Here is a 12,625-nt window from a genome sequence, read left to right on the forward strand (position 1 = left end):
AGCGAGTTGCGCTGCCAACTGTACAAGTCGTTTGGTTCTGCGTACATCCCCCAACTTTGCACTCTGGAAAACACTCTGAGCCCACACGGATGGTTCACTTACAAACATGACAAGTTATATCTAAAACAAAAGGTCAGGATCAGATCAAACTTCTTCTAAATGGTTCAAAAAAAATCCCCCGGTGAAAACCGGGGGATTTGTGTAGAAGAGACAGGGCTGGTGCCGGGACAGACAGCACCGTTTTCGCAGCTCGAAAGCTGGGAAAAAGGGTGTGAGTATGCGCTGCTGAATGAAAATCGTGCTGGCTGGATGGCGGTGCCGGCACACAGGCAGCGATTATCCGCTTTTGTTCGTCAGATGCCGCTGCCTGCTGCTATGGTACCGGCAGATTACCGTGTTGCGAAAGGCATGTTGCAATCTGATCTGTCCTGTCACCACACCGGGGTGGCTGTGGATTTCTCAGACCTGGCAGTGCCTGACGCTCCGCTCTCTGTGCTGACTTATCAGTTGCGGGATCATATTGCCCTGGCTGAGCAACTGGCAGCGGCACTCAATGCCGCCGGTATTCCAGCGACTTGCTGTGTGGAAACATTTCCGGACTTCAACCGGACAGAGCGGCTGGCTCAGGCGGATATCATTATTTCCGGTGAAGTGTTTGGCGAAGATGCGGAACTGAGCTGGATGGAATGGCTCAAAGCGAGCACTGCGCTGGCCGTATGCCTGCAGCCACAGCAGCAGACACGGTTGCGGCGAGAATTAGAAACCGTCTTTCTGTCTGACAATCTGGCTGAGCGGCTGGACAAATTTCAGGAGATCGAACAATGGCTGGTGGACATCGGCATCTATCGTCCCTTGTGGCAAAACCGCCAGCAGCTCAATGTCCGAAGTCATCTCAATGGGGTATCACTGCTGGCGAATGGCTGGATTGATTTCAGCCGTGTGTTATTCAGCTCACCATAGCGGTGGCCGGAATGCCGCTGTGGAAGCGGAAATCTTGATCCGGGGTGTTGATGAGTCCGGCTTCGCGCTGGCCAATGTGCAGAATTCGGTCACTGATATCCTTACCGGCAATTTGCTCGGCCAGATTCAGGTAATCCTGATAATGACGGGCTTCAGAGCGCAGTAACGAGATGTAAAACTTTTTGAGTTCATCATCAAGAAACGGCGCCAGTCTGGCGAAACGCTCGCAGGAGCGAGCTTCAATGTAAGCGCCAACAATCAGTTTATCGATCAAGGTGGCGGGTTCATGAGTACGCACGGCTTTCATCAGCCCGCGGGCATAGTTGCCGGCACTCAGGTTTGAGTAAGCGATGCCGCGCTTGTCCATGATTTCAAGTACCTGTTCAAAGTGGTGGAATTCTTCTTTGATCAGGCGAACCATCCTATCAATCAGATCCTGGCCGTAAGGACAATCCGCCCTTGCTGTCAGTTCAGCACTCAGGCCATTCTTTCTGCCGTGGAAGGCGTCTTTTTGGCGTGACCTGCCATAGACGAAATCTTCGTACGGTTTGGCCCAGTCAAGCAGTGCCTGGCCGCTTTTCTCATCCACGGCGTATTTGCGGATCAGGAAAATAGCGGTCTGGCTGGCTTTCAGCTCACAGTTACAGTGATCAACCAGCAAGGCATTGAGGTTTTCCGGTTTGCGTGCCTCCTCAAGCCAGCTCTCTGGGGTTTCGCAATGCAGAAACCGGCGGACGGGAAGAAGTAGCTCGTTGATCATGCTCTGAGTGTCTGTCATGGATGGGTCTTATTGCTGAGTTGAACAGGGGAAAGAGAACCGGCGGATTATAACAAAGCTCTTCTAGCAGGAACAAGTTAACAAAACTTAGCTATCTAACAAAAAGCGAACCCATCGATTTGGCTTCGCTTTTGATCTTTAGCAGTGCTTGCTCGGGCGGATGGTCTGTGAATGCTACTTGATATTTATATACAACGTGGACCTGCCTGCAAGCTGTTGTTAGCGCGGTTTTCGGCGTGCGTCACTCGGTGAATGTTGAAAGCTGCGTTTGTAGGCACGAGAGAAACTAGACAGTTGGGAAAAACCAACATCTGCTGCAAGTTCTGTCATTGGTATACCGCTGTTGAGAAGCAAAAATTGCGCTTTTTGCATGCGTCTTTGCATCACGTACTTTTGCGGTGTAACCCCAAACTGCTTTTGGCATAAACAATAAAAGTGGCTCTCACTTAAATACATAGCGTGAGCAAGTTGGGTATTGGATAAGGCAGTGGTGATGTTTTGGTCTATATAAGCATTTAAATGGTTGGCGTCTAGGCGGCGGTGGGAGGGTGGCGCTGTATACGTCGATGACATTTGACCTAATTGTGTCAAAAATAACGAGACTAGCTGACAGTTTATCTGTGGTGACATCTGATCCTGATTAACTTTCTGAGCGGCAAAATCTAGCAACAGCTGGCTTTCTGCTCCTAAGTCTAAAAAGTAAGGCTGCTGAAATACCGACTCTTTTAATGATAGGTTGCACGCTTGTTCTAGAGCTTGGATATAAGGATCGGCAGGAGCTAAATCGATGACTAATAATTCACTGTCTTCACTTAAGCCATTGTAAAAATGTGGCGCATTAGCCGGCACTACGGCAACCGTTCCGTGACCTATCTGCTGACTTTCACTCTCAAACTCACAGGCCATTGTGCCTCTCCAACCGAGAAGCACTTGAGCGTAGCTGTGCAGGTGTTGGCCCTGACGTCTGGCGATAACATTTCTTCTTATCTGGGTTTGATTCACAGTACATTTCCTACTTTTAACTGCGCCGCTTAATTTCCCAACTGTAGTCTTTCCTTACCCAAAATTTTTCAGTTCCAGAGTCTGGGGTAAGAACGACAGAGTCTCAGGCAAATGTTAGTTCTGTTAATGGATATGATAATAGAACATCAACAGTAAGTTAACATGAAAGGAAGGATGACATGCAACTCAACCAACAACAGGTACACGATGCACTACCTTGGCTGCCACTAGTCGAAGCTCTAAAGGATATTTTTACGCGTGATGTAACGGCTCCTATTCGCCACCATCATACGATGCATGTACCGCAAGATCCGAGTGCGATTTTATTATTAATGCCTGCATGGATTGAAGGTGAGTATTTGGGCGTTAAACAGGTGAATGTATTTCCGGGAAATTCTGCTCATAATAAACCAGGGTTAAGCAGTCATTACCTACTTAGTTGTGGTCAGACTGGGCAAATGTTGGCTCAGATTGATGGTAACGAGTTAACTGCGCGTAGAACCGCTGCTGCTTCTGCTTTGGCTTCTCGTTATCTATCGCGTGAAACGGCTAGCAAAATGCTGATGGTTGGGGCAGGCAGAGTTGCACGACGTTTAGTGCCTGCGCATTTGAGTGTTCGCCCTATCGAAACCGTTCATGTGTGGGATATTAATCCATCAGCTGCAGAGCAATTGGCAACAGAACTTCGCGATGAAGGAGTGGATGCCATGGCATGTGCAAATGACCAGTTGGAAGCGATAGCGCGAGAAGCTGATTTGATTAGTTGTGCAACGCTGTCAACCGTACCAATTATTAAAGGTGAATGGTTAAAACCTGGTGCCCACTTAGACTTGGTAGGGAGCTTTACCCCGACGATGCGTGAAACGGATAATGAAGCACTAACACGGGCGAATGTTTTCGTTGATGTCAAAGCAGCAGCGCTTGTTGAGACGGGGGAATTGATCATGCCTATGCGAGATGGAGCGATCACTGAAGAGAGTATTTTAGCTGACTTCTCGGTTTTGTGTCGTGGCCAGCATGCCGGACGTGCAGACCTTGACGATCCAGAAGCGGCAATCACACTTTTTAAATCGGTTGGTGATTCTCGCGAAGATCTAGCTGGCGCTATTCTGGCTTATCAGTCAGTACAGAGTGCTTAAACAATAATAAGACCGAAGTGTACTTGGTTTTTATTTTGCTTTGTATCGGTCTTTTTATTTTATCTTCCAGCTGGATCTCCATGCGCTGCGCATTTTTTTCGGTGTGGTTTTTGCGACTTCATTTGGCAAAATACTTATGATTAAAAAGAATTTAGACTATACAGCTCCGCCACCGCTTGCTCTCGCGATCGTACCAATTATCCTTACCATGGGATTGTTAGCGATACAGATTTTTTATTATGATGATTTCACCCCGCATATAGCATTAGCGATTGGTTTTGCTATTACAGCGTTGGTTGGCTGGTATCAAGGACTGCGGTGGAAGGAAATTGAATCTGGTGCATTTCGTGTCTTACACGTGGCGATGCCTTCGATTGCCACTCTTATTGTTGTAGGCATGTTGGTGAGTACATGGATTGCTAGTGGTACGGTACCCACTCTGATCTACTACGGTTTAGTGTTAATCGAACCTCAGTGGTTTCTTGCTGCAACCATGTTGCTGTGTTCTGTCGTTTCCCTTTCCATTGGCTCTAGTTGGACAACCGTTGGTACTGTTGGGCTTGCCTTAGTTGGCATTGGTTTCGCTTTTGGTATCCCTGCACACTGGACAGCGGGAGCGGTTGTATCGGGTGCTTTCTTTGGAGACAAAATATCACCTTTATCTGATACCACTAATCTTGCCGCCGCAGTCACAGAAACCAATGTGTTTGCGCATATTAAAAATATGATGCCGACGACTGTTCCTGCAATGCTTATTGCTTTAGCGCTCTACTCTATTCTGGGTGGAGTGTTAATGGAGGATGTGACATCGGGTGCCCGGCAGCAGTTGCAAGATATTACTGCTATTCAATCAGGATTAGAGAATCATTTCAGCCTAGGTTTACTGCCTTTACTGCCACTCTTGGTTGTGATGCTGTTGGCGTTTTACAAAATAGCGCCAATCCCAGCCTTATTCACGGGCTTTGTTTTAGGCGCTGGTGTCGCCGTGCATAATTATGATTACAATCTTAATGACATCCTGACGTTTGCTCATAGTGGTTACAAGATAGATACCGGATCTTCTGCTCTGGATAATTTACTGAATCGTGGCGGCGTCACCTCAATGACCTGGGTTATTACCTTAATGATGTTTGCTTTAGCATTTGGTGGCGCGCTTGAACGTACAGGCTGTTTGGAATCTGTCGTTAATGCAATCATGAAATCCACTAGAGGTTTCAAAAGGTTGCAGACTAATACCATTCTTACCTCGATTGCGACTAACGCCGTATCTGGTGATGTGTACCTTTCTATTGCATTACCTGGCCGTATGTTTGGACCGCAATATGACAAGCTGGGCTATAGCAGACTCAATTTATCCAGAGCGATTGAAGAAGGAGGTACGTTAGTCTCGCCACTGATCCCCTGGAATGCGGGAGGAGCATTTGTGATGGGGACGCTAGGGCTTGCTCTTGCTCCCGGAGATTACAGTGCCTTGCTATATGCACCGTTGGCATTTGCTTGTTGGCTGTCACCCGTTATCGGCATTTTTTATGCACAGATCGGGTGGTTCTCAAAGCGTGCTGAGGAAGCGGCCACGACAGTAAAAGAGGCAGTCGCCGTTGCGAGTGGAAGATTCCACTGAACAGTGCCATAAAGATTTTTAGCAGGCCAATAGGTAAGACATGACACAATCCGTTATGAACACATTTAATGAGGCTAAGACTACGGTTGCTGTGATTGGCGCTGGAGTGGTTGGACTGTGCACAGCTCTAGAAGCGCAGCGCCATGGCTATCAAGTAACGCTGTTTGATAAAGGAGGGCCGGGTGAAGGAGCTTCGTTTGGCAATGCTGGTTACTTAGCAACAGAATTAATTGATCCTCTGGCAACAAAAAAGACATTATCTTCGGCACTTAAAATGTGGATAGACCCGAAAGGTCCACTGGCGCTGCCTTGGCAATATTTACCGAAAGCACTTCCCTGGTTGGCGCGCTTTATTCGGTCTGCTTCTTCTTCACGTGTTGAGAAAAGCCGATACGCCCTCTACCAACTCAATCAAGCGGCCGTTCCGGCTTGGCAGCGTTGCTTGGCTGATATTGGAGCGAAAGAGTATCTGGTACCATCTGGGTATTTATTGGTATGGGAGTCAGAAACAAAGTTGGAAGAGGCAAAGGAGCATGCCGCTTACCTTGCACAATGGGGTATAGAAAACGTTCTATTGCAAGGCGCGCAACTGAGGGAGAAAGAGCCTGAGCTGGCTGCGAGTGTTAGCCATGCTCTGTTTTTTCCCAATGCTTGCCGAGTTAATGATCCTTACCTGTTATCGAAACATCTATTTGCGGTTTTTGAGGAACGAGGTGGATGCTTTGAACAAACAGAAGTGAAAAACATTACTCCTCAAGGTGACTTTGTCGAGGTTGTAACCAGACAACCGTCTAGGTTTGAACATGTGGTGCTTTGTACTGGGGCTTGGGGGAAACCGCTACTCGAGCAAACAGGGATTTTTGTTCCACTTGAAGCAGAGCGTGGATATCACCTGACAATAGATACCACCGAAATAGAGCCTAAACTACTCAATCACCCTATCGGTTCTGCGGAACGTAAATTTGTGATGAGCCCTTTGGAGTCAGGTTTAAGGGTGGTAGGGATAACAGAAATTGGAGGCTTACGGTTACCTGCGTTCACTCATCGATTTAATGTGCTGCGTCATCACAGTCGGCAATTGTTGCCGGTATTGAACAATCCGGCGTTGCAGGTGAGTGAATGGATGGGGCATAGGCCAACGCTGTCTGATTCACTTCCGGTGATAGATCGGCATCCGCGTCATCCCCAGCTCTTGTTTGCCTTTGGTAATCAGCATTTGGGGCTGACTCAAGCTGCAATTAGTGCGGAATTGGTGATCAGTCTGTTACGAAAAACAGAGCCTGAGTTTGACGTGACTCCGTATCGGGTGGACCGATTTTAAACTTTTACAGCACACTTTTACTGTCCGCTTCCTCTTTAGCGAGACAGTTTAAACTGTCTCGGCATAGGGAAGTGGACTGTGTCCAGGTTCATTAAACCACACAATAGGTCTTATTGCTGAGTTGAACAGGGGAAAGAAAACCGGCGGATTATAACAAAGCTCTTTCTGAGCGGCCAGAGAATGACGGATATTGGCTCACCGGAAGAAACTAAGAAAAAAATGAACCACTTAGCTTTAAAAAATAGGGCTGTATCATCGTTATTCCATTTTGGTGTGTTTATACTGAAAACGTATGTGTCGATGGCTGGTGAAGGAGGTCTGCCGGTTATTGGCATCCAGATACATCAGAAAAGGACTTTATATGCACTTACCCCGGATTGCCCCCTGGTTACTGGCCGCTGTGACTTTACCTTTGAGTGTTAATGCGCAGGCTGAACAAGCGTGCGGGCATGTCACCATTGCCGACATGAACTGGAATTCCGCCACCTTTATTGCCCATTTGGATCAGTTTATTTTACAACAAGGATACGGCTGTGACGCCGAGCTTGTCCCCGGCGACAGCATTCCTACCACAACGTCCATGATTGAAAAAAGTGAGCCGGATATTGCCCCTGAAATGTGGAGCAATACCATGCGCGAAGCACTGGATAAAGGTGTTAAGGAAGGTCGGTTGCGCTATGCCGGTGTGACGTTATCTGACGGGGGTGAAGAAGGCTTCTGGGTGCCGGCCTACATGGTGGACAAAGAGCCAAGCCTGAAAACTCTGGCTGGGGTGAAAGCCAATGCCGGTTTGTTTAAGCATCCTGAAGACCCGGATAAATCCGCCATGATGGGCTGTCCTGCTGGCTGGACCTGCCAGATCACTTCTGAGCATTTGTTTGACGCACTCAAATTGGGCGATTCAGGTTTTGAGCTGGTGGATCCCGGTTCAGGCGCTGGTCTGGCGGCATCCATTGCAAAAGCCTATGAGCGGCAGGAGCCTTGGTTTGGTTACTACTGGGCGCCCACCGCGGTTCTGGGCAAGTACGAGATGGTGAAAGTAGACTTCGGCACAGGGGTAGATGCCGAGCATTATAAGGCTTGTATTACTCAGGCTGACTGTCTGGACCCCAAACCGACCATGTATCCGCCGTCACCGGTTGATACTGTGGTGACTGAGAGTTTTGCGGCACGAGCGCCTGACGCGCTGGCCTATTTATCAAAGCGCGCCTTTACCAATCCGCAAATGAACAGCATGCTGGCCTGGATGGAAGACAACCAGGCCGACGGTGAAATAGCTGCAGAGCACTTTCTCGCGGATAATGTGTCACTGTGGAGCCAGTGGGTAACGCCGGAAGCGTTACAGCGCATTAAGCAAGCCCTGGCGGCTCGCTGAACCAGCCAGACCCGGTAGCTGCCGGGTCTGTTCATTTTACCGATCTACGGCACCCCGATATGTCTGAACTCTCCTGGATTACCGATTTCCCCCAACTTGACCGTTATCAACTTCTCGCGATTCGTAAAACCCTCGATGGCGCATATCGTACGTTTTCACGTGAGTACGGCGACAGTATTGAATCTTTTTTTGACCCGCTGCTCTCTATGCTGATTGGCTTTGAAAAGCTGCTGCTGAACACCCCCTGGTGGCTGATGATTGCCATATTAGCCGGACTGGCTTTTTATGCCAGCCGTTCCTGGAAGCTGGTATGCGGTGTGGTGGTTGCTTTTGTGTTCATTGGTCTTTTCGGTATGTGGGAAGATACTATGCGTACTATGAGCATCATTATTGCTTCCACCCTGCTGGCGATAGTACTGGGTTTACCGATAGGGATTCTGATGGCCCGTTCAGACAGGGCGCAAAGTGTGATCACCCCGCTGCTGGATGTGATGCAAACCATGCCGGCGTTTGTGTACCTGATCCCGGTTGTGATGCTGTTGGGCATAGGCAAAATACCGGGCCTGATTGCTGTGGTGATTTATGCGATCCCCCCTGTGATCCGCCTGACTAATCTGGGTATCCGGCTGGTGGACAAAGAAGTGCTCGAAGCGGCAGAAGCGTATGGCGCGAGCGGCTGGCAACGGTTGACTGGTGTGCAGTTACCGCTGGCGATGCCGACTATCATGGCGGGGATTAATCAGACCATTATGATGGCGCTGGCCATGGTGGTGATAGCGTCCATGATTGGCGTAAAAGGCTTGGGGCAGCCTGTTCTTAAATCGATTACTAACCAGTACTTTACGCTGGGTCTGCTCAACGGGCTGGCCATAGTGGCGCTGGCTATCATTTTTGATCGTATCTCTCAAAGCTATGCCCGGCGCACTCAGCAACATCTTTCGGGGCGAAAACATGACTGATTCAATCCACACGCAAGACACAGGCACCACGCCGCTCATCCGTGTGCGCGATTTGTACAAGGTGTTCGGCCCCCAATCTGAGCGGGTACTGAAACAGGTGCATGCCGGAAAATCAAAATCTGCCATTCTGGCGGAAACCGGGCATACGGTCGGCCTGAACAAGATTAACCTGTCGATATGCCAGGGCGAGATATTTGTCGTGATGGGTTTGTCCGGTTCAGGCAAGTCGACCTTGATCCGGCATTTTAATCGTCTTATTGAGCCGTCTGCCGGCCAGGTGGAAATTGACGGGGTGGATGTCACCGCTTTGAGTGCTTCTGCATTGCAGGCATTCCGGCGACAGCGGATGGCAATGGTCTTTCAGCGTTTTGCCTTACTGCCTCACCGGACTGTGTTGCAAAACATTGGCTATGGCCTGCAAATACAAGGCGTTGATAACAGTGAGTGGCGGGAAAAAGCCAGCTACTGGCTGGAGACTGTGGGGCTGGCAGGCTATGGCGAACACTATCCATCGAGCTTGTCCGGCGGGCAGCAGCAGCGGGTTGGACTGGCGAGGGCACTTTGCACCGATGCCGATATACTGCTGATGGATGAGGCCTTTTCGGCACTGGACCCGCTGATTCGCAGCGAGATGCAGGAGCAGCTGATGGCCCTGCAGTCCAAACTCGGTAAGACCATCATCTTTATTACACACGATCTGGACGAAGCACTGCGGCTGGGAGACAGGATCGCGATTTTGTGCGACGGTGAGCTGATTCAGCAGGGCCGGCCTGTGGATATTTTGCTGCACCCCATTGACGATTATGTCGAAGCCTTTGTTAAAGATGTGAATCGGTCCAGAGTGCTGAAAGTCGAGGCTGTCATGTCGCCGGGCGCGCACTGTGTTGGGTTATGTTCGGTATCTGAGGCGAATCGCTACATGGAGCAGCATAGCCTGAACGAAGTTTATGTACTGAATGAGCAGCAGCGGTATCTGGGCGTGCTGACCCGTCACAGTATTGAAAAGGCCATGACTGACGATCCGGATGGACAGTTAGAAGAATCGGCCTTGCTGCCGGTGCCTGCGATTTCGCGTCACCAGCTGCTAGAGCAGGTGTTGCCCGTCACCCTGGAGGCAGATGTCGCTTTGCCTGTGCTGGGAGAGCAGGGGGAAGTGTGCGGCCGTCTATCACGTTCCACACTGGCCAAAGTGCTCAGTGAACATCATGTCCTAAACCCCACATCGTAATCACCACGTCGTAATCACAATGTCGGCTAATTAATTGTTCGGTACAGCCCAAACGAATCAGGCCGCTTAAAAGCGGCCTGATTGGATTAGCAATGTGCTGTCTTTACCATTTCTTTTTCGGCTGGAACAGGATATCCAGTTCGTCCTGTTCTTTTTCCAGCATTTCCTGGCGCTGTTTCGCATTGCTCTGATTCTGCGAGCTGTCAATTTCATCCAGCATGGCCTGCAATTTTTCGCGGGCCTGGTTAGCATAATTGTGATTTTTGGTCGCCAGCGCATCCAGCCCTTTTCTTAACAGCTGTTTGGCAGTACCAATCTGGCGTTTCATGCGGGCATCGTTGGCACGTTTAACAACGTTTTCAATGTTGATACGCAGCTGTAACCCTTCCAGACGCGCATTCTCAGCAACGAATGCCTGGGTGCCCAGACGGCCTTTGCTGTGTTCGCTTTTAACTACCTGTTTCAGGCGTTTAACCAACTGCAGCATAGCAATAGCCTGACGGTCTGTGGTGGGTACTTTAAAGCCAGACATTTCGTTAGGAGTGTAATTTTGCTGCAGCTGATGAATCTGCTCCCGGACGTTGTTAATACGCTGGGGCATAGAGCGATCTTTTTGATCAACCTCGAACATGCTTTCCAGGGCTGACAGAATGCGTTGATTCAGACAGACCAGTAGTTCTTTGCTGTAAGGCAAATGATGAGCATGACCTATCAGATCTTCACTGGAGTCGATGATGGCAATGTGCTTGGCCAATTCCTGCTGCTTCTGGCTCTCCAGCTGCTGCCGGTACTGAATGATAACGTTATAACCCACAACCAGGACTAACAACAGGCCGATAAGACCGACCACTAAAGGTATACTCATAAAACTCGATCAGATAATCCACAGACAAATGAAGCCATAAGATACACCATCTGATCATGAGGTCATAGCATAGGGTAGAATTTTGCTCATAGCCTCACATTCGCAGTGCGCACATTTTTACATTGGGAGAGGCCGCCGGTGACCTGTCGCTAACGCCGGGCCAGTATAGATTTCCACCTGTTGTCAAATTATGGTGGTCAGAACCCTTGTGTTGCTGTACATGTGCATTTTAGACACTATGATACTGTATATAACATAGTGAAATAGATAGTCGCATTGTTAGAATGTAACGGACTATATTTGGGGCGGGAAAATGAAACTACAACAATTACGCTATATCGTTGAGGTGGTAAACCATAATCTCAATGTGTCCTCAACGGCTGAAAATCTGTATACCTCTCAACCGGGCATCAGCAAGCAGGTACGTTTACTTGAGGATGAGCTCGGCATTCAAATTTTCGAGCGTAGCGGTAAGCACCTGACCAAAGTGACGCCAGCGGGTGAGAACATTGTCCGTATTGCTCGTGATATTCTTTCGCGAGTAGAAAGCATTAAATCGGTTGCCGGCGAGTATACGCACCCGGAAATGGGCACACTGCATATCGCGACGACACACACACAGGCGCGTTATGCGTTACCGAATGTGATTCAGGGCTTTATTGAACGTTACCCGAAAGTTTCATTACACATGCATCAGGGAACACCTTCCCAGATAGCGGATGCGGTTTCCAAGGGCACCACTGTCTTTGCCATAGCAACGGAAGCACTGCATTTATATCAGGACATGATTATGTTGCCGTGCTATCACTGGAATCGCTCAATTGTGGTGCGCTCGGATCATCCCTTGGCCCAGAAGAAAGATATTACGATTCACGATCTGGCGGCTTATCCCTTAGTGACTTACGTATTTGGTTTTACCGGGCGTTCTGAACTGGATAATGCGTTTAACCGCTCCGGGCTAACACCGCGTATTGTGTTTACGGCGACAGATGCTGATGTGATCAAGACCTATGTGCGTCTGGGAATTGGCGTCGGTGTGATGGCGAGCATGGCGATTGATCCTGAGACGGATCATGATCTGGTTGCCATTGATGCCAGCCACATTTTTGAAGCCAGTACGACGACCATTGGCTTTAAGAAAGGCACCTTCCTGCGTACCTATATGTACGATTTCATGGAGCGCTTCGCCCCGCATCTGACCCGGAACGTGGTTGATCAGGCATTAGCACTCAAGAGTAATGATGAAATAGAAGCCATGTTTGCCAGTATTAAACTGCCGGTGCGCTGAGTTTTTAAAGCCCTGCAGTAATCAATAAGCCGCACTCTGCGGCTTTTTTGTACTCTCTTCACTATTCACTGCTTTTGCGACCTGATATG

General features: G+C 49.1%; 12 protein-coding genes. 8 read left to right on the forward strand and 4 right to left on the reverse strand.

All coding sequences use genetic code 11. The annotated features are described in order from the left end of the window. A partial coding sequence (locus tag L6J37_RS17065; protein ID WP_237796058.1) for an IS4/Tn5 family transposase DNA-binding protein occupies positions 1-108 on the reverse strand: 108 nt, incomplete at its 3' end. Between the two features lie 51 nt (positions 109-159). Between L6J37_RS17065 and L6J37_RS17070 the strand changes: the two genes are divergently transcribed. Next, entirely contained in the window at positions 160-960 is an 801-nt protein-coding gene (locus L6J37_RS17070) for a hypothetical protein (protein ID WP_237796030.1), read from the forward strand. Here the strand turns inward: L6J37_RS17070 and miaE are convergent. Then, positions 947-1,738, reverse strand: coding sequence for a tRNA isopentenyl-2-thiomethyl-A-37 hydroxylase MiaE (miaE, locus tag L6J37_RS17075; protein ID WP_192015303.1), 792 nt, complete (start codon positions 1,736-1,738; stop codon positions 947-949). The two genes, L6J37_RS17070 and miaE, sit on opposite strands and share 14 nt — an antisense overlap. A gap of 219 nt (positions 1,739-1,957) precedes the next feature. Beyond that, entirely contained in the window at positions 1,958-2,740 is a 783-nt protein-coding gene (locus L6J37_RS17080; protein ID WP_237796031.1) for an AraC family transcriptional regulator, read from the reverse strand. Positions 2,741-2,919: 179 nt separating this feature from the next. Between L6J37_RS17080 and L6J37_RS17085 the strand changes: the two genes are divergently transcribed. From L6J37_RS17085 to L6J37_RS17110, 6 genes are all read left to right on the forward strand, one after another. Beyond that, positions 2,920-3,879 (forward strand): ornithine cyclodeaminase family protein, encoded by a 960-nt coding sequence (locus L6J37_RS17085; RefSeq protein WP_237796032.1) that lies wholly within the window; start codon positions 2,920-2,922, stop codon positions 3,877-3,879. A gap of 136 nt (positions 3,880-4,015) precedes the next feature. Beyond that, positions 4,016-5,500, forward strand: coding sequence for a Na+/H+ antiporter NhaC (gene nhaC / locus L6J37_RS17090; RefSeq protein WP_218383092.1), 1,485 nt, complete (start codon positions 4,016-4,018; stop codon positions 5,498-5,500). A gap of 40 nt (positions 5,501-5,540) precedes the next feature. Continuing rightward, entirely contained in the window at positions 5,541-6,821 is a 1,281-nt protein-coding gene (locus tag L6J37_RS17095; RefSeq protein ID WP_218383094.1) for an NAD(P)/FAD-dependent oxidoreductase, read from the forward strand. 361 nt (positions 6,822-7,182) lie between these two features. Beyond that, positions 7,183-8,196: an ABC transporter substrate-binding protein gene (locus L6J37_RS17100; RefSeq protein ID WP_237796033.1), complete on the forward strand. Its 1,014-nt coding sequence runs from the start codon at positions 7,183-7,185 to the stop codon at positions 8,194-8,196. A 59-nt stretch (positions 8,197-8,255) separates the two neighbouring features. Continuing rightward, positions 8,256-9,155: an ABC transporter permease gene (locus tag L6J37_RS17105; RefSeq protein ID WP_192015305.1), complete on the forward strand. Its 900-nt coding sequence runs from the start codon at positions 8,256-8,258 to the stop codon at positions 9,153-9,155. Further along, positions 9,148-10,383, forward strand: a complete 1,236-nt coding sequence (locus L6J37_RS17110) for a quaternary amine ABC transporter ATP-binding protein (RefSeq protein WP_237796034.1) — start codon at positions 9,148-9,150, stop codon at positions 10,381-10,383. The genes L6J37_RS17105 and L6J37_RS17110 overlap by 8 nt, the downstream gene beginning before the upstream one ends. A 103-nt stretch (positions 10,384-10,486) precedes the next feature. Here L6J37_RS17110 and L6J37_RS17115 read toward each other — a convergent pair whose 3' ends face one another. Further along, the gene (locus L6J37_RS17115; RefSeq protein WP_027253385.1) at positions 10,487-11,248 is read right to left on the reverse strand and encodes a hypothetical protein; all 762 of its coding nucleotides are present in this window, start codon (positions 11,246-11,248) and stop codon (positions 10,487-10,489) included. A 313-nt stretch (positions 11,249-11,561) separates the two neighbouring features. On the opposite strand from L6J37_RS17115, the gene cysB reads away from it, so the two are divergent. Continuing rightward, positions 11,562-12,536, forward strand: a complete 975-nt coding sequence (gene cysB, locus L6J37_RS17120; RefSeq protein WP_192015307.1) for an HTH-type transcriptional regulator CysB — start codon at positions 11,562-11,564, stop codon at positions 12,534-12,536. Positions 12,537-12,625: the final 89 nt, after the last annotated feature.

Origin of the sequence: Photobacterium sp. WH77 (assembly GCF_022014395.1) — a bacterium.
Taxonomy (GTDB): Bacteria; Pseudomonadota; Gammaproteobacteria; order Enterobacterales; family Vibrionaceae; genus Photobacterium; species Photobacterium arenosum.

Coding starts and splice junctions, on each gene's coding strand:
- L6J37_RS17070 (WP_237796030.1), top strand. CDS start 160: ATGGTTCAAAAAAAATCCCCCGGTGAAAACCGGGGGATTTGTGTAGAA.
- miaE (WP_192015303.1), bottom strand. CDS start 1,738: ATGACAGACACTCAGAGCATGATCAACGAGCTACTTCTTCCCGTCCGC.
- L6J37_RS17085 (WP_237796032.1), top strand. CDS start 2,920: ATGCAACTCAACCAACAACAGGTACACGATGCACTACCTTGGCTGCCA.
- nhaC (WP_218383092.1), top strand. CDS start 4,016: ATGATTAAAAAGAATTTAGACTATACAGCTCCGCCACCGCTTGCTCTC.
- L6J37_RS17095 (WP_218383094.1), top strand. CDS start 5,541: ATGACACAATCCGTTATGAACACATTTAATGAGGCTAAGACTACGGTT.
- L6J37_RS17100 (WP_237796033.1), top strand. CDS start 7,183: ATGCACTTACCCCGGATTGCCCCCTGGTTACTGGCCGCTGTGACTTTA.
- L6J37_RS17105 (WP_192015305.1), top strand. CDS start 8,256: ATGTCTGAACTCTCCTGGATTACCGATTTCCCCCAACTTGACCGTTAT.
- L6J37_RS17110 (WP_237796034.1), top strand. CDS start 9,148: ATGACTGATTCAATCCACACGCAAGACACAGGCACCACGCCGCTCATC.
- L6J37_RS17115 (WP_027253385.1), bottom strand. CDS start 11,248: ATGAGTATACCTTTAGTGGTCGGTCTTATCGGCCTGTTGTTAGTCCTG.
- cysB (WP_192015307.1), top strand. CDS start 11,562: ATGAAACTACAACAATTACGCTATATCGTTGAGGTGGTAAACCATAAT.